The sequence below is a fragment of the uncultured Polaribacter sp. genome, assembly GCF_947500975.1.
Lineage (GTDB): Bacteria > Bacteroidota > Bacteroidia > Flavobacteriales > Flavobacteriaceae > Polaribacter.
The window spans coordinates 295,018-312,006 of sequence record NZ_CANMUE010000001.1 but is presented as its reverse complement, the minus strand read 5'-3'; the positions used below and the strand labels follow the sequence as shown (position 1 = coordinate 312,006).

The window sequence follows — 16,989 nt, the reverse complement described above, 5'->3', positions numbered from 1 at the left end:
TTAGCAATGTTAAACATTAACTTTCTTTTTCTAAAAGTTGTTGTTCATATAAATCTTTGTAATAACCATTTTCTGTTATTAATTGATTGTGAGTTCCTTGTTGAATGATATTCCCATCATCTAATACAATAATTTTATCTGCATTTTTTGCTGATGAAACTCGATGACTTATAATAAATGTTGTTTTATTTTTTGATACTTTTTCTAAATTTGCTAATATTTTTTCTTCAGTTTCTGTATCTACTGCTGATAAACAATCGTCAAAAATTAAAATTTTAGGTTTTTTTATAATTGCTCTAGCAATTGAAACACGTTGTTTTTGACCGCCAGAAAGTGTTACGCCACGTTCACCAAGAATAGTTTTATAGCCGTTTTTAAAATCGATAATATTATTATGAACAACAGCATTTTTTGCTGCTTCTATAATTTCATCTTCAGTAGCTTCTTCTTTTCCAAATTTAATGTTATTACCAATTGTATCAGAAAATAAAAATGGATCTTGAGGAACAAAACCAATTTGACTTCTAACATCATTTAAATTTGCTTCTTTTAAAGGTTTGTCATCAATTAAAATCTCTCCACTTGTTGTGTCATATAATCTAGAAATTAGTTCTATTATAGTAGATTTACCCGAACCAGTTTTTCCTAAAATGGCTAAAGTTTCACCTTTTTCTACAGTAAAATTAATTTTCTTTAAAGCTGTAATTTCTGTGTCTTTATAAATTAAAGTAACGTCTTTAAAAGTAACTTTACCTTCAATATTTGTTTTCTCTAAATTAAAGTTTTTAATTTCTGGAACTTGTTGTAAAAACTCATTTATTCTTGCCTGTGAAGCTTCAGCTTGTTGTATCATTGAAGTTACCCAACCAACTACTGCTACTGGCCAAGTTAAAATATTAACATATAACATGAATTCTAAAACAGTTCCTATTTTAATTTCACCGTTAATATATTGATTTCCTCCAACATAAATAACCAACAAGTTACTTATACCAATAAGTAATATCATTAACGGAAAAAATAAAGCATTTGCTTTGTGCAAACTTATATTTTTGTCTTTACTAGCGTTAGAAATTTCATCAAAATTTTTAATTATTAAAGTTTCAATACCATAGGATTTAACTACGCTAATTCCTGAGAAAAATTCTTGATTAAAAGTGGTTAGTTTAGATAGGTATTGTTGTACAATTGTACTTCTTTTATGTATTACTTTACTTAAAATAAAAATTGAAATTGATAAAACAGGAAAAGGAATTAAAGTGTAGAGTGTTAAGGTTAAATCTACATTTACCATTTGAGTAAAACCAACAGCAAAAAGAACAATCATATTCATTGTATACATAATTGCAGGTCCAACATACATTCGTACTTTAGATACATCTTCACTTATTCTATTCATTAAATCTCCAGTTCTATTTTGCTTGTAGAAGTTTAATGATAGTTTTTGATATTGTTGATAAATTTCATTTTTTAAATCAAATTCAATCAACCTAGAAGTAACAATAATTGTTTGTCTCATTAAAAAAGTGAAAAAGCCACCTAAAAGAGCAACTCCAACTATAATTAAAACATTTATTAAAAGTTGATGTTTAACAATACTTAAATCAGTAACGATCCCTTTTTGATAATCTTCAACAATATTTAAAGAATTACCAATTATTTTTGGAATTTTTAAAGCTAATAGTTTTGATAATATTGTGATTATCAATCCAATTATAATTCGCCACTTGTATTTAGAAAAATATTTATTTAAGTATTTTAAAGCTTTCAATAAAATAAGAGTTTAATAGAATAAAAGAAGGTTTCTTCTTTAAAGTTTGAAATAACGAAGATACATTTTAATAGCCAATTCTATAAAATGTTTTATGGTTTTCAAATCATAAAAATATCCCAAAAAAGAATTAAAAAATGATAAGAGAAAAAATAAAAATTACACTATTTTTGCAGCTTGTAAGAAATATTCTTGCGTTTTTATATAAAAAAGTTCTTTAAAGATGATTAACAGAAGACATATTAGAGTTAAAGTAATGCAGTCTGTCTATGCAATATTACAATCTAAAAATGATGATATAATAAGAGAAGAAAAGTTTTTAAAGCACAGTATTCTTAAAATGTATGATTTATATGTTTTAAACTTATTATTGCTAGTTGAAGTTCAAAAACTTGCAGCCAAAAGAATAGCATTGTCTAAAAAGAAAATCCTTGCCACTCAAGAAGATTTAAAGCCAAATACTAAATTTATTCAAAACTCAATTATACAATCTATAACAAATAGTATAAGTATAGAAAGTTATGTAGAGGTTAATAATCTTAATAATTGGGAAGAAGATCAAGAGTATGTAAAAATAATTTTAGATGAACTTTTACAAAGTGATATTTATAAGAATTATATAGGTTCTGATGAGATTTCATTTAAAAAAGACAGGTTATTTGTAATAGATTTTTTCAAAGAAATTATTGCGCCAAATGAAAAGTTAGCTGATTATTTTGAAGATAAAATGATTTCTTGGGTAGATGATATTCCTTTTGTAAATACATGGGTTGCAAAATCTTTAAGTAAACAAAAAAATCATACAAATTTTGTTCTGGGTGATTTATATAAAGATACTGATGATGAGAAATTTGTTTCAAAATTATTTACAAAAACGATTTTAAATAATGCCGCGTTTGAAAAAGAAATAGAAGCTAAAACACCAAATTGGGAAACAGATAGAATTGCAGATATTGATATGATTTTGATTAAAATGGCAATTGCTGAATTTCTTAACTTTCCATCAATACCAACCAAAGTAACCATAAATGAATATATTGAAATTTCTAAAGATTATTCTACTCAAAAAAGCAGTTATTTTATAAACGGTGTTTTAGATAAAATATCTAAAGAATTTATAACAGATAAAAAAATTGTTAAAATCGGTAGAGGATTATTATAAACTACTTGATTAAAGAAATTATTTTATTATTTTTACACAAATATTTATAATTATGAGAAAAATAACAATTTTATTTGCTTTCTTAATTTCTGCAGCCTCTTTTGTTTCTTGTGCTGATGGTAATGCTAAAGCAAAAATTAGTAAAGAAAACTTAGATAGTGCTAAATCTAGAGATCTAGAAATTAAAAAAGGAGCAGCATCTATTAGTTTTAATGCAAAAGAATACGATTTTGGAACTGTAAATGAAGGTGAAATTGTTGAAACAACTTTTAAAGTTACAAATTCAGGAAAAACAGATTTAGTTATTACTGATGCTAAAACTACATGTGGTTGTACTGTACCAGTTTGGCCAAAAGCACCTATTAAACCAGGTCAAACAGAAGATGTTAAAGTTAAATTTAACACTAATGGTAAACGTAACAGACAACAAAAAAATATTACTTTAATTACAAACACTGAAAGTGGAAGAGAAATTTTGACACTTAAAGGTATGGTTACTCCAAAAGCACCAAAATAATGGTAAATATTTTTTTACAAGCATCAGGTAGCTTAATGAGTATGCTTCCTTTTTTAGCAATGATTTTGGTTTTATATTTTTTTATGTTAAGACCACAAATAAAAAAGCAAAAGAAAGAAAAATCCTTTCAAGCTGAAATTAAAAAAGGAACTAAAGTAGTAACATCTAGTGGTATACATGGTAAAATATCAGAAATACACACTGCAGATAATACTTTAACTATTGAAACAGGAGCAGGAAAAATTAAGTTTGAACGTTCTGCAATATCAATGGAATTAAGCAAAAAATATTTACCAGCTGCAAAAAAGTAGTATTAGTTACAATATTTAAAAGTGAGCTTTTCTTTTATAGAAATTGCTCACTTTTTTTTTTACAGGCTTTTCTGTAGATTGCAATAAAATAAATTTTAGGTGAAACCCACAAAAAAAATTTCGAAAACATTTATAGGTTTTTTAATTGCTTCCATATTTATATGGTTATTAATTACTTTTTCTAAAGAATACACAACAGTTATTAATTTTCCTGTTGAGTATGTTAAAATTGAACAGAATAAGTTGTTACAAGAAGTACCTTTAAAAGAAATAGGTATAAGTGTAAAAGCAAGTGGTTTTAAATTAGTAGGAGCAAAAATAAACCCTATTAAGATTCAATTAAATGCTTCTAACTTACAAAGAAAAAGTATTTCTAAATTTTATTTTCTTCCAAAATATCAAGTAAATAACATTCAAAAACAATTAACTTCTAAAATTGTATTACAAGAAATATTACAAGATACTATTTATCTAAATTTAGGTGTATTAGCATCAAAAAAAGTACCTTTAAAACCTAATTTTGATATTAATTATCATATAGGTTATGACCTTATAAATGATATTCTTATTGACCCTGATTCTGTAATTATTTCTGGACCCGAAAATCAAATAAATAATATTAAGTTTCTTAATACAAATAGTTTAGTTTTAAATGATGTAAGATCTGATTTTAATAACACTTTAGAGGTTATAAAACCTAAAAATGCGGATAAATTAAAAATTGATATTTCTGATATTAAAGTTTTTGGTAAGGTAGAAAAGTTTACAGAAGGAAGTTTTAAAGTACCTTTTGAAATTAAAAATTTACCAAAAGAAGTCAGCCTTACAAGTCTTGCTAAAGAAGTGGAGGTTGTTTTTGTTGTGGCTTTGTCTAACTTTAATAAAGTGAATGCTTTTTCATTTAAAATTGAATGTGATTATGCTATTTCAGAAAAAAATAACTTAGGTTATTTAATACCTAAAATTGTAGAAAAACCAGATTTTTTAAAAAGTTACAGAGTTTTACCTGCTAAAATAGATTTCTTAATTCAAAAATAAAAAATGATTGTTGGCTTAACTGGTGGTATAGGTAGTGGTAAAACTACAGTTGCAAATTTTTTTGCTGAGTTTAATAATGTTGCTATTTATATTGCGGATTTAGAAGCTAAAAAATTAATGAGTACCTCATTAGAAATAAAAGAAAAACTAATTAATGAATTTGGGGTTAATTCGTTTTTAAACGATGAGTTAAATAGACAATATATATCTGAAATTGTTTTTAAAGACAAAACTAAATTGTCTAAATTAAATGCAATTGTTCATCCCGCAGTAAAAAGACATTTTAAAGAGTTTGTAGATAATAATTCAAATAAAAAATACATTATTTATGAAAATGCTATTCTTTTTGAAAGTAAAAGTAATGAGATTTGTAATTACATTATTACAGTTACTTCAAATTTAAAAGATAGAATAAAACGTGTTATAGATAGAGACTCATCATCTAAAAAACAAGTTTTAGAAAGAGTAAAAAATCAATGGTCTGACGATAAAAAAAAGTTGCAGTCTAATTATTTAATTCTTAATAATGATCTATCTGTAACTAAACTTCAAGTAATTAATATTCATAATATTTTAACACAAAAGGTGCGCTAAATTTAAATGTTTTCAGTGTTATTGTTAAATTACTCTTAAAATTGAATTATTTTTGTTAATCAAAGTTAAAAAATGTTTTTCAGATTTTTTAATAGCTTAAATTTGATCTGTGGGGAAAAAAATGTTTATTCTTATTGTAGTATTGATGAGTATTTCCTTAATTGGAATTATTGCTGTACAGGTCTATTGGATTAATAATGCCTTAGAAAGTAAGAAAGAACAATTTAAAAATGAGGTTCAAAAATCATTGGGTAGTGTTGCTGAAAGGATAAATGATAATGAAGAAAGGCAAATAGAAATTAAAATTCAGGAGTTATTAGAAAACCAAGCACTTGCAAATAATGCTCAAATTAAAAATTATCTTTTTCAACAAATAGATACCACAAATAATAGTAAAATTACCTTTGGCGCAACTATTTTAGAAGAAAATTTTGAACTTCCTTTAGAATTTTTAGATAATGAAAAAATAATTTTCACTAGAGTTACAGGTAAAAGAGATTTTTTTCAATCTAGATTTTTAAAAAGTACTGATAATATTTTTAAACCTTTGGATGAAAAGCGAACTTCATTTACTGGGGAAATGAAAACATTTCAAGATGATCAATTTTCTAAAATTACAAAAGAATTTCTGAGTAAAGTACCAATCAATCAAAGAGTAAGTAACAGGGAGTTAAACGCAACAATAAAGGATGAATTAAATAAAAGAAATATTGATTTAGATTTTAAATATGGCGTTTATAATATTGATGGCTTAGCAACAAAATTAAAGTCTGGCTATTATACAATTAATAAAAAAGAGAGCTATGATTATCCTTTATTTTATGATACAGATAATAACAAAGAATACATTTTATATTTAACATTCCCTACAAAGAATGAGCATATTCTATCTGGTATATCAGGTATACTATTATTGTCTTTATTTTTTATATTTATTATAATTATTGCATTTTCAAGTTCATTATATCAATTAATAAAACAAAAAAAAATATCAGAAATTAAAACTGATTTTATTAATAATATGACACATGAGTTTAAAACTCCAATTGCAACTATTAATTTGGCATTAGATTCTATTAAAAATCCTAAAATTATTAATGATAGCGATAAAGTAATGCGTTATATAAAAATGATTCGTGATGAAAATAAGAGAATGCATACACAGGTAGAAAATGTTTTACGAATTTCTAGGCTTGAGAAAAATCAACTTGATATAAGTAAGGAAACTATTGATATGCATGATTTAATTGATGATGCAATTAATCATATTAGCCTTTTAATAATTGATAAAAAAGGAACTGTAGATACTCATTTTGAGGCAATTACTGATGAGATTTCTGGTAACCAATTTCATTTAACAAATGTTGTTGTAAATATATTAGAAAATGCAATAAAATACTCAGAAGTAAGTCCTAAAATTGATGTATATACAGAAAGTACCAATAAGTTTTTTATTTTTAAAATAAAGGATGAAGGAATTGGTATGAATAAAGGAGTACAAAAAAATGTTTTTGATAAATTTTACAGAGAACAAAAAGGAAACATACATGATGTAAAAGGCCATGGTTTAGGTTTAGCATATGTAAAAGAGATTATAGAAAAACATCATGGAACAGTTTTTGTTGAGAGTGAAAAAGGAAGAGGAAGCATATTTACAGTAAAATTACCAATAATATAAAAATAAAAAAATAAAAAAGAAAAAATGGGAAGTAAAAAGATTTTATTAGTTGAAGATGATCCAAATTTTGGAACAGTTTTAAAAGATTATTTAGCACTAAATGATTATAATGTTACTCATGCTAAAGATGGTATTGAAGGTTTAATAATGTTTAAAAACAGTGATTATGATTTATGTATTTTAGATGTTATGATGCCAAGAAAAGATGGTTTTTCATTAGCGCAGGATATAAGATCTACTAATAAAGAAGTACCAATTATTTTCTTAACTGCAAAAACGTTAAAAGAAGATGTTTTAAAAGGATATTCAGTTGGTGCGGATGATTATTTAAACAAGCCTTTTGATTCAGAAGTTTTATTACATAAAATTAAAGTAATTTTACAACGTAAAGATTCTGATAAAACAACAGAATCTGAGCAATTTGAATTTACAATTGGGTCATTTTTCTTCAACTCTAAATTACGTCATTTATCTATTGGAGAAAATAATGAACCTGTAAAATTATCTCCAAAAGAGAGTAAATTATTACGCATGTTAGCTATTCATAAAAATGATTTAATGCCTCGTGAGTTAGCTTTAACTAAAATTTGGAGAGATGATAATTATTTTACTTCTAGAAGTATGGACGTATATATCGCTAAACTTAGAAAATATTTAAAAGTTGATGAAAATGTTGAGATTTTAAATATTCATGGAGAAGGATTTAGATTAGTAGATAAAACTTAAAAGAAAACTTCTTAAAAGATTTTAAACTCAACTAGATTTTCTTGTTGAGTTTTTTTGTATTTTTATTTTTATGTCAGAATTTGTAAAAATTTACGAAGAAAACCCAAATCAAAAAGAGATTGATAAGGTGGTTAAAATCCTCAAAAATGGAGGATTGATTATTTATCCAACAGATACAGTTTATGGTTTGGGTTGCGATATTACCAACACAAAAGCAGTAGAAAAAATTGCTAAAATGAAAGGAGTTAAGTTAGAAAAAGCTAATTTTTCTTTTATTTGCAACGATTTAAGTCATCTTTCAGACTATGTAAAACAAATAGATAGTCCAACTTTTAAACTTTTAAAAAGAGCATTACCTGGTCCTTATACTTTTATTTTACCTGGTAGTAATAATTTACCTAAAGCATTTAAAAAAAGAAAAACAGTAGGAATTAGAATTCCTGATAATAATATTATAAGAGCAATAGTTGAAAATTTAGGAAACCCAATTGTTTCAACATCTATACGAGATGATGATGATATTTTAGAGTATACTACAGATCCTGAATTGATTTTTGAAAAATGGAGTAATTTGGTAGATGTTGTAATTGATGGAGGTTATGGAGATAATTATGCCTCTACCGTTATAGATTTAACAACTTCTGAACCAGAAGTGATTAGAGAAGGAAAAGGAAGTTTAGATATACTCTAGCCTTAAATTTGTACTATTTTAAATCTTTAAATTTTTTTCTCCCTAAAACAAAATATTGCCAAACGATACTAGTATGTAGATTATAATTTTGTTTTTTTTGAAGTGCTTTTCTCTTTTTTAAAAACTTAAGAAAGTTTTTATAAAAACTAAAATGAGCTTTTATTATTGCCCAAGTATGAATAGGTCTAAATTCTAATATAAATTTTATTCCAGCAATTCCATCTAAAATTAAACGAGAAAAGACAACAATTAAAAACCATTTTTTTGGAACATTTTTAACTACGTTTAATAAACTATTCCTAAAGTTTAAATACGTTTTATGAGGGTTTGTTTCTTGTAAGGTTGCCCCACCAACATGGTAAACTGTTGATGTACCAACAAATTTAATTTTGTAACCTATATTTTGAGTTCTCCAACACAAATCTATTTCTTCTTGATGAGCAAAGTAATCTTCATCAAAACCTTGCAGTTCATGATACACATTACTTCTAATAAATAAACAAGCTCCAGAAGCCCAAAATATATCTTCAGTATCATTATACTGATTTTTATCTTTTTCTAAGTGATTAAAAACACGACCTCTGCAATAAGGATAGCCAAATAAATCTATAAAACCACCACCTGCACCCGCATATTCAAACTTTGATTTTTCTTTATAATCTAAAATTTTAGGTTGAACGATAGCTGTATTTGGGTCATTTTTAAAAACATCTAGAATAGGAGTTAGCCAATTTTGAGTAACTTCAACATCTGAATTTATCAAACAATAAATATCAGCATCAATATTTTGTAAAGCATCATTATATCCTTTTGCATAACCACCATTTTCTGTATTTGTAACAGTTTTTACTGTAGGGAAATTAGCTTTAATATAAGAAATGGAAGTATCTTTTGAAGCATTATCAGCCACATAAATTTCAGCTTTATTTGAGCTAAAATTTACAATTGAAGGTAAAAATTGCTCTAACAATTTTTTTCCATTCCAGTTTAATATAACAATTGCTGTTTTCAAGTTTGCGAATTTACATTTTAAAAACTAGTTTTCAATTAAAGTTTTCTTAATTAAAATGTTGGATGAGATTATTTGTAATCAGGTATATCTTTCAAAAAAATATATGTTTCGTTTTCTACATCTAATTTACAATAAAAGTGTTCTAAACCATTAGTTACAATTAAATAGTTTGCCTTTAGTTTTAAATTATAACGTGCAATTTGATCAAAAGTATCTTGTGTTATTTTTATTGAAGGAGCTTTACATTCAACAATAATTTCATGCTTACCATCAGAATTAAAAACTAAAATATCAGTTCTTTTTTTTCTATTATTAATTGTTAACTGCTTTTCCAAAGCAATTAATGTTGGCGGATATTTTTTTTTATCAATTAAAAAAGAAACATAATGCTGACGTACCCATTCTTCTGGCGTTAATACCAAGTATTTTTTTCTTAATTTATCAAAAATAAGCGTCTTATTTTCGCTATTTTTGAGCTTAAAATTATAAGTTGGTAGATTGAGTCTTTGCATCAATCAAAAGTAATAAAATGAACGAAATAAGAACTATTGTTTCAGATATTAAAAAAGGAAACCTAAAGCCTATTTATTTTTTAATGGGTGATGAACCTTATTATATTGATGAGATTTCTAATTTTATTGAAAAAAACGTTTTAGATGAGGCTGAAAAAGGTTTTAATCAGCAAATTATGTACGGAAGAGATGTATCTATAGAGGATATTGTTTCTGCTGCTAAACGTTATCCAATGATGGCTGAATATCAGGTTATTATTGTAAAAGAAGCACAAGACTTAAGTAGAAATATTGAAAAACTAGTTTCATATGCAGAAAACCCTCAAGCAACAACAGTTTTAGTATTTAACTATAAATATAAAAAACTAGATAAACGTAAAAAACTCCTTAAAGCAATTGCAAAATCGGGTTTGATTTACGAAAGTAAAAAAATGTATGAAAACCAAGTTTCTGATTGGATTCGAAGAGTTTTAAGTGGTAAAGGTTACCAAATTGAGCCAAAAGCATCTCAAATGTTAGTGGAGTTTTTAGGTACTGATTTAAGTAAGATATCAAATGAATTAAACAAATTAATGATAATTCTTCCTAAAGAAACTATTATTAATGATATTCATATTGAGGAAAATATAGGTATTTCTAAAGACTTTAATAATTTTGAATTGCGTAAAGCAGTAGGAGAGAAGAACTCTGTAAAAGCTAATAGGATTATTAATTATTTTTCTGAAAACCCTAAAAATAACCCAACAGTAATGACTATTTCTTTGCTGAATAGTTTTTTTACTCAATTGTTATTGTTTCATGGCTTAAAAGATAAATCTAAAAGCTCTGTAGCTAAATCTTTGGGTGTTAGTACTTATTTTATAGATGAATACTATTTAGCTGCTAGAAATTATCCAATGAGAAAAGTTGCGCAAGTAATCGCTTTTTTAAGAGATGCCGATGTTAAGAGTAAAGGTGTTGGAGCAAATCAATCTCAAATAGATATTTTAAAAGAGTTATTATTTAAAATATTACATTAACTAAAAAAACTCCCAATTAATTGGGAGTTTTTTTAGTTAATTGTAAATTTCATCATATAAATTTTTATAGAGTTTAAGAATAACTTCTCTTCTCATTTTCATTGTTGGTGTTAAATGGCCACCATCAATAGACCACTCATCAGGTGTTAATTTAAAAACTTTTATTTGTTCCCATTTACCAAAATTAGTATTACATTTTTGAACAGCTTTATTTATTTTATAAATTACTTTTTCGTTTTTAATTAATTCTTGATTAGTTGTAAAATTTATTTTCTTTTCTTTTGCCCAATCTTTTAAGTATTCAAAATTAGGTTGAATAATTGCTGCAGGCATTTTTTGATTTTCACCAATAACCATTACCTGTTCAATAAATAAAGATTGTTTTAATTCTCCTTCTAATAAAGTAGGTACAATATATTTACCACCAGAGGTTTTAAACATTTCTTTTGTTCTACCTGTAATTTTTAAAAAACCATCAGCATCAATTTCTCCTTTATCGCCTGTATGAAAATAGCCGTTTTTAATTACAGTTGCTGTTTTTTCAGGGTCTTTATAATACCCCTGCATCACATTAGGACCTTTTACAAGTATTTCTCCATTTTTTGCAATTTTCACTTCTACATCTCTAATAACTTTACCAACAGTACCTACTCTAAAGCATTTTTCACCATTAAGTTCTATACAATTTACAGATGTTACTGGAGATGTTTCTGTTAGTCCATATCCTTCCATAATTGGCATTCCTGCTGCTGCAAAAACTCTTGTTAACCTTGGTTGTAAAGCTGAAGCACCAGAAACCATTATTTTTAGTTCTCCTCCTAAAGCAGCTTGCCATTTTGAGAAAATAAGTTTACGTGCCAAACCCAATTTTTTTTCATACCACCAACCATTGGCACCATAAGGTTCGTATTTTAATCCTAAATTTACAGCCCAGAAAAATAATTTCTTTTTAATACCAGATAATTCTTCACCTTTTAATATAATTTTATCAAAAATCTTTTCATATAAACGAGGTACAGCTGTCATTACATTAGGCTTAATTTCTTGAGCGTTTTCGGTCAACTTTTCTAGAGACTCAGCAAAATAAATTTCTGTACCACAAAGTTGATATAAATACAAAATCATCCTTTCAAAGACATGACAAACAGGTAAGAAGCTTAACGCTTTATCTTTACCTAATTCTAGAGGAACACTTTCTTCACTAGTTAAGACATTTGAAACAATATTACCATGCGATAACATTACACCTTTAGGTTTACCTGTAGTTCCAGATGTGTAAATTAATGTTGCTAAATCTTCTGGTTTTACAGCTTTTTTTCTGGCTTCAACTTCTTCTTGATTAGTTTTGTCTTTTCCTAATTCTAAAACTTCATTCCAACTTTTTTCACCATCAATATTATCAAAAGTAAAAATGTCTTTAAGTTTTGTGTTTCCTTTAATTTGGTTTAATTTTTTTATAATTGTGATGTCAGAAACAAAACAATAAGTAGCTTCTGAATGATTTAAAACATATTCATAATCGTCTTTACCAATTGTAGGATAAATAGGAACTGTTTGAGCTCCTGTTTGTAAAGACCCAATATCACAAATATTCCATTCGGTTCTATTTGTTGTAGAAATAATTGCAATTTTATCATTAGGTTGTATACCTAATTTTAACAAACCTCTACTAAATTGGTTAGACTTATCAACATATTCTTGTGTAGAAATTGACTCCCATTTTCCATTGTATTTTGTTGAAAATGATTTTTGTAGATTATATTTTTCTAATTGGTAGTAAGGGAAATCAAATAATCTAGTAATTTTTGTTTGCATATTGTCTATTTTGTAATATGCAAAATAGTAAAATTACCTTAATTTAACAAATGGATATATAAGTATATGAAATTTTAAGAATTATATATTTTTTGATATAGTTTTTTATGTTTTTCTTTAATTACTTTTCTTTTCATTTTCATGGTGGGAGTTAAGTGCCCAGCCTCAATTGTCCATTCTTCGGGTGTAATTTCAAACTTTTTAATTTGTTCCCACTTCCCAAATTTTTGATTGTATAAATCAATTTCTTCTTGAATTCTTTTTATTAGTCTTTCATCACTTGTAACGTCTTTCACCTCGAATTTATGCAGTTTTGCCCAATCTTTAATAAAGTCAAAATTTACTTGAATAAGTGCAGCTGGCATTTTTTCTCCTTCGCCAATTACCATTATCTGTTCTATAAAACGAGATTGCTTAAACTCACTTTCTAAAGCAGCAGGAGCAATATATTTACCTCCTGATGTTTTGAAAATTTCCTTTTTTCGATCTGTAATTTTTAAGAAACCTTCTGAATCAATTTGACCAATATCTCCTGTATGTAGAAAATTATCGATAATTGTTTTTTGAGTCATTTCATCATTTTTGTAATACCCCATCATAACATTATCTCCTTTTATTAAAATCTCTCCATCTTCTGCAATTTTAATTTCTATTTCATCTAAAGGTTTACCAACTGTTCCTATTTTTAATCCATTATTTCTTAAATCGTTTATAGTACCGGCTGGTGATGATTCGGTCATTCCATATCCCTCAAAAACATTGATTCTTGCTGCCATAAAAATTCTTATCAATCTTGGCTGTAACGGAGCACTTCCAGAAATCATAAATTGTAATTCTCCGCCAAAAGCTTCTTGCCATTTAGAAAAAACCAATTTACGAGCTATGTTTAATTTCTTTTGATACCAAAAGCCATTTTTATTATAAGGCTCGTATTTTTCTGCTAATGATAAAGACCAAAAAAATAATTGCTTTTTTAAGCCTTTTAAATTGCTGCCTTTTTCTACAATTTTATCGAATATTTTCTCTAGCAATCTAGGAACAATAGCTAAAAAACTAGGCTTAACTTCTTTAATAGTTTCACCTATTTTTTCAATACTTTCAGCAAAATAGACTTCAATACCTAAATATTGGTTTAAGTAAGATGCGCTTCTTTCAAATATGTGACAAACAGGTAAGTAGCTAACAACTTTACTGTTTCCTTTTTTAAAATCGATAGCTTTAACAGTTTTAAAAACTGTAAAAACAATATTTTTATGAGATAGCATAACTCCTTTTGGAGTTCCTGTTGTTCCTGAAGTATAAATTATTGTAGCTAAATCTTCAGGTTTTACATTATCTTTTAATTCTTGTATTTTAAATTGGTAATCTTCTTTTTCTCCAATTCTTAAAAAAGAATTCCAGCTATAATCTGAATCAATTTCCTCTAAAGAAAAAATATTTTTTAACTGAGTTTTGTCTGCAACAGCTTTAATTTTTTGATATAGATCATTATTAGAAACAAAGCAATATTTTGCATCAGAATGATTTAAAATATATTTATAATCTTTTTCTGATAATGTTGCATATAATGGTACATTTTGAGCACCAATTTGCAAAATACCAGTATCTAAAATATACCAATTTGGGTTGTTGTTTGCTGTTATAACAGCAATCTTATCATTTGGTTTTATACCAAGTGATAATAGAGAGCTACTTACTTTTTGAACATCAGAAATATATTCTTGAGTAGAAATACTTTTCCAAGAATCTTTTTCTTTATAGTTGAAAACTTTTTTATGAGGAAAATTTTTTAATTGATAATCTGCAATGTCAAAAACTCTAGTTATTGTTAAATCCATAAAATAATAGCTTAATTTCTGACAAGTTACTAAATTGTTTAAATAAAAAAAAGGCTGATAAAAATTATCAACCTTTTTTAGTTTATTCTTTTTTGAAATTAATTTCTATTACTTAATAAATATTTGCTAAAACCTTTACCATTAATTTTAGTGTATTTAGAGTCTATATCATAAGCAACTTTCATATTTGAAATATTAAAGTCTCCATCAACATTCATGTATTTAATATTTAAGTCTTCTTCAAAATTAGTATTTCTGAAAGATACCCCATTATTAAATTTTGTATATTTAAAGATAGCTGAATCTTCAAAAACTGAATTTTCAAAGCTTACATTTTCATTAAATTTAGCATATTTAAAAGTAGCTATTTCACTAAATTTAGTATTAGTGAAGCTAATGTTTCTTTCAAATTTAGCATACTTAAAAGTACTATCATCATCAAAAGTAGTACCAGAAAAGTCAGAATTTTTTTCAAAAGTTGAATATTTAAACATAGCTTTACTTTCAAAATTACAGTTCTTAAAAGTAGTATCGTCTTCAAAATTTGCAATAAAAGTATATCCACTTTCATCGTCAGGTATATATGCTAAAACATTATCTTTAAAGGTACAGTTTGTAAATGATATTTTTGTGTCTATCTGTTTTTCAATTAAATTTGATGAATTACCATTACTCCACCAACTATTTTTCTTCTTTTTTGGTAATTTTTGTAGAGCAATATCCATATCAGTAAAATCTAAAGTACCAACAATAGTTACATTTTGATACATAATAGACTTACCTGATTTTATGTCGCTTAAAATACTTGAGGCTTTAATTGTTTTTTGAGTATATGTTGTTGTTACTAAGAAAAGAAGTGCTATTAATAGAGTGTTTTTTTGTTTCATTTTTTGAGTTTTTATATTTTGTTTAAAGTAAAGACAATTGTTAATTTAAAATGTGACAGTTTGTATAAAAAGTGAAAAGCTACAAAATAGTTTAAATGTAATTTTTAGTGTTTAGATAAACTCTTAACTGGTATATTTTATTGTGTTTTAATACTTTTTTCTCTAAAAGTACCTGCAAAAAGAAGACCTCCAATAATTCCCATAAGAATATAAGCTACTTGTATAAATAAGTTTTCAGAATAAGTTGGGGTGGTAGGGTTAAAAAAGGAACTACTTAATCCCATAAAAGATTTACTACCTGGAACCAACATCACAATACCCTGAATTAAAAAAACTGTTTTTGGAGTTTTAGATATTATACCAAACAAACGACTAACCCCAACAACTACTAAAGTTCCAATAAAAGTGCTAACTAATACTCCGTAACCAGAAAACAAAACAGTCATAAGAAAAGCAATAACACCTGTAAGTACACCAAAAAACATATCTTTTTTTCTAACCTGAAATATGGGTAGAATAGTAATTGATAAAATAGGAATGGCAAAAAATATGGTCCATTTTGGCATTTCAGATACATGATGTGTTAAATCTATATCAGTTAAAGAAGTCATTATTGCTAAACCAAGTAAAACGCCAAAAAATTGTTTAAATAATAAAAGAATAGCATCAAATAATTTTGCACCACCAGAAACTAAACTTTTAGAAGTTATTTCTTCTAAAGCAGTTGTAATTGCTAATCCTGGAATAAAAATAATTATAGAAGCTAATATGGTTAAACCTAAATTTAAGTTTGGAAAAACTAATGCTAATAAACAACTAATTATTGTTACAATTAAAGCACTTAAAGATTCAAATATGTTTTCTAAATATTTTGATTTGGTTGTTAAATATACTAAAAGGTAAACGAATGCTCCTAGTAATAATGAAAAAGCAAAAGAAACTAAATTAGTACCAATTAATATGCTAAAAGAACCCGCAGAAAAAGCATAAGCTAAAGTTAAATGAAGATGATTTATGTTCTTAGTTTTAGCATGTATACTGTTTAGTTCTTTGTTTATTGTTTTATTGTCAATTTTAGAATCAATAACTTTATTTGTTAATTCAGCAATTCTAGAAAAAGCACCTAAATTTAAAGAACCTGGAAGTACACACTCAACATAACTATAAGAATGTTCACCTTCATAAAAAACGTAGTTTATCCATGTTGGAGAATCCATAAAGCTACCAGTTATACCTTGATTTTTTGCTACATCTGTTAAATAAGCTTGAATTTTATATGAAGGTATACCATAAACATGTAATGCTTTTCCTAAGGCAACTATAAATTGATATTTTTCTGGTACTTTCATTCTTACTTATTTTAAAAGTCTGTTAAATTAGTTTTTAAAACAAAAAAAGGGCTTTAAAAAAAGCCCTTA

16 protein-coding genes are annotated in these 16,989 nt (G+C 26.1%); 9 read left to right on the top strand and 7 right to left on the bottom strand.

The genetic code is table 11. From position 1 onward, the window contains the following. Positions 1 to 16 precede the first annotated feature (16 nt). Positions 17 to 1,771: an ABC transporter ATP-binding protein gene (locus tag Q0733_RS01355; RefSeq protein ID WP_298778004.1), complete on the bottom strand. Its 1,755-nt coding sequence runs from the start codon at positions 1,769 to 1,771 to the stop codon at positions 17 to 19. Positions 1,772 to 1,994: 223 nt separating this feature from the next. Here Q0733_RS01355 and nusB point away from each other — a divergent pair, with 223 nt between their 5' ends. The 8 genes from nusB to Q0733_RS01315 all read left to right on the top strand — a co-directional run bounded on the left by nusB (position 1,995) and on the right by Q0733_RS01315 (position 8,488). Then, positions 1,995 to 2,933 (top strand): transcription antitermination factor NusB, encoded by a 939-nt coding sequence (gene nusB, locus Q0733_RS01350; RefSeq protein ID WP_298778003.1) that lies wholly within the window; start codon positions 1,995 to 1,997, stop codon positions 2,931 to 2,933. Between the two features lie 52 nt (positions 2,934 to 2,985). Further along, positions 2,986 to 3,450, top strand: a complete 465-nt coding sequence (locus Q0733_RS01345) for a DUF1573 domain-containing protein (RefSeq protein WP_298778000.1) — start codon at positions 2,986 to 2,988, stop codon at positions 3,448 to 3,450. Then, the gene (gene yajC / locus Q0733_RS01340; protein ID WP_298777998.1) at positions 3,450 to 3,761 is read left to right on the top strand and encodes a preprotein translocase subunit YajC; all 312 of its coding nucleotides are present in this window, start codon (positions 3,450 to 3,452) and stop codon (positions 3,759 to 3,761) included. The genes Q0733_RS01345 and yajC overlap by 1 nt, the downstream gene beginning before the upstream one ends. Positions 3,762 to 3,860: 99 nt before the next feature. Further along, positions 3,861 to 4,799, top strand: coding sequence for a hypothetical protein (locus tag Q0733_RS01335; RefSeq protein WP_298777995.1), 939 nt, complete (start codon positions 3,861 to 3,863; stop codon positions 4,797 to 4,799). 3 nt (positions 4,800 to 4,802) lie between these two features. Next, on the top strand, positions 4,803 to 5,393 hold the full coding sequence (coaE, locus tag Q0733_RS01330) for a dephospho-CoA kinase (RefSeq protein WP_298777993.1): 591 nt from the start codon (positions 4,803 to 4,805) through the stop codon (positions 5,391 to 5,393). A gap of 121 nt (positions 5,394 to 5,514) precedes the next feature. Then, on the top strand, positions 5,515 to 7,071 hold the full coding sequence (locus Q0733_RS01325) for a sensor histidine kinase KdpD (protein ID WP_298777991.1): 1,557 nt from the start codon (positions 5,515 to 5,517) through the stop codon (positions 7,069 to 7,071). 24 nt (positions 7,072 to 7,095) lie between these two features. Continuing rightward, positions 7,096 to 7,797, top strand: a complete 702-nt coding sequence (locus Q0733_RS01320) for a response regulator transcription factor (protein WP_298777990.1) — start codon at positions 7,096 to 7,098, stop codon at positions 7,795 to 7,797. Positions 7,798 to 7,867: 70 nt separating this feature from the next. Continuing rightward, complete coding sequence (locus Q0733_RS01315) at positions 7,868 to 8,488, top strand: L-threonylcarbamoyladenylate synthase (protein WP_298777987.1); 621 nt, start codon at positions 7,868 to 7,870, stop codon at positions 8,486 to 8,488. A gap of 13 nt (positions 8,489 to 8,501) precedes the next feature. On the opposite strand, the gene Q0733_RS01310 is transcribed toward Q0733_RS01315, so the two are convergent. Both Q0733_RS01310 and Q0733_RS01305 read right to left on the bottom strand, forming a co-directional pair. Continuing rightward, positions 8,502 to 9,500, bottom strand: coding sequence for a glycosyltransferase family 2 protein (locus tag Q0733_RS01310; protein ID WP_298777985.1), 999 nt, complete (start codon positions 9,498 to 9,500; stop codon positions 8,502 to 8,504). Positions 9,501 to 9,568: 68 nt separating this feature from the next. Next, the gene (locus Q0733_RS01305; RefSeq protein ID WP_298777983.1) at positions 9,569 to 10,012 is read right to left on the bottom strand and encodes a type I restriction enzyme HsdR N-terminal domain-containing protein; all 444 of its coding nucleotides are present in this window, start codon (positions 10,010 to 10,012) and stop codon (positions 9,569 to 9,571) included. Positions 10,013 to 10,029: 17 nt separating this feature from the next. Here Q0733_RS01305 and holA point away from each other — a divergent pair, with 17 nt between their 5' ends. Then, positions 10,030 to 11,031: a DNA polymerase III subunit delta gene (gene holA / locus Q0733_RS01300; RefSeq protein ID WP_298777980.1), complete on the top strand. Its 1,002-nt coding sequence runs from the start codon at positions 10,030 to 10,032 to the stop codon at positions 11,029 to 11,031. Between the two features lie 36 nt (positions 11,032 to 11,067). Here holA and Q0733_RS01295 read toward each other — a convergent pair whose 3' ends face one another. The 4 genes from Q0733_RS01295 to Q0733_RS01280 form a co-directional block, all read right to left on the bottom strand. Continuing rightward, entirely contained in the window at positions 11,068 to 12,846 is a 1,779-nt protein-coding gene (locus Q0733_RS01295; protein WP_298777977.1) for a long-chain fatty acid--CoA ligase, read from the bottom strand. Positions 12,847 to 12,920: 74 nt separating this feature from the next. Then, entirely contained in the window at positions 12,921 to 14,684 is a 1,764-nt protein-coding gene (locus Q0733_RS01290; protein ID WP_298777974.1) for a long-chain fatty acid--CoA ligase, read from the bottom strand. A 98-nt stretch (positions 14,685 to 14,782) separates the two neighbouring features. Continuing rightward, complete coding sequence (locus Q0733_RS01285) at positions 14,783 to 15,571, bottom strand: pentapeptide repeat-containing protein (protein WP_298777971.1); 789 nt, start codon at positions 15,569 to 15,571, stop codon at positions 14,783 to 14,785. Between the two features lie 137 nt (positions 15,572 to 15,708). Continuing rightward, a complete protein-coding gene (locus Q0733_RS01280) occupies positions 15,709 to 16,920 on the bottom strand; it encodes a threonine/serine exporter family protein (RefSeq protein WP_298777969.1) in 1,212 nt (403 codons plus the stop codon). Positions 16,921 to 16,989: the final 69 nt, after the last annotated feature.

Excerpts from the sequence above, each read along its gene's own strand:
- Q0733_RS01315 (WP_298777987.1), top strand. The coding sequence starts at position 7,868 with ATGTCAGAATTTGTAAAAATTTACGAAGAAAACCCAAATCAAAAAGAG.
- Q0733_RS01285 (WP_298777971.1), bottom strand. The coding sequence starts at position 15,571 with ATGAAACAAAAAAACACTCTATTAATAGCACTTCTTTTCTTAGTAACA.
- Q0733_RS01320 (WP_298777990.1), top strand. The coding sequence starts at position 7,096 with ATGGGAAGTAAAAAGATTTTATTAGTTGAAGATGATCCAAATTTTGGA.
- Q0733_RS01325 (WP_298777991.1), top strand. The coding sequence starts at position 5,515 with ATGTTTATTCTTATTGTAGTATTGATGAGTATTTCCTTAATTGGAATT.
- holA (WP_298777980.1), top strand. The coding sequence starts at position 10,030 with ATGAACGAAATAAGAACTATTGTTTCAGATATTAAAAAAGGAAACCTA.
- coaE (WP_298777993.1), top strand. The coding sequence starts at position 4,803 with ATGATTGTTGGCTTAACTGGTGGTATAGGTAGTGGTAAAACTACAGTT.
- yajC (WP_298777998.1), top strand. The coding sequence starts at position 3,450 with ATGGTAAATATTTTTTTACAAGCATCAGGTAGCTTAATGAGTATGCTT.
- Q0733_RS01295 (WP_298777977.1), bottom strand. The coding sequence starts at position 12,846 with ATGCAAACAAAAATTACTAGATTATTTGATTTCCCTTACTACCAATTA.
- Q0733_RS01280 (WP_298777969.1), bottom strand. The coding sequence starts at position 16,920 with ATGAAAGTACCAGAAAAATATCAATTTATAGTTGCCTTAGGAAAAGCA.
- Q0733_RS01345 (WP_298778000.1), top strand. The coding sequence starts at position 2,986 with ATGAGAAAAATAACAATTTTATTTGCTTTCTTAATTTCTGCAGCCTCT.
- Q0733_RS01305 (WP_298777983.1), bottom strand. The coding sequence starts at position 10,012 with ATGCAAAGACTCAATCTACCAACTTATAATTTTAAGCTCAAAAATAGC.
- Q0733_RS01290 (WP_298777974.1), bottom strand. The coding sequence starts at position 14,684 with ATGGATTTAACAATAACTAGAGTTTTTGACATTGCAGATTATCAATTA.
- nusB (WP_298778003.1), top strand. The coding sequence starts at position 1,995 with ATGATTAACAGAAGACATATTAGAGTTAAAGTAATGCAGTCTGTCTAT.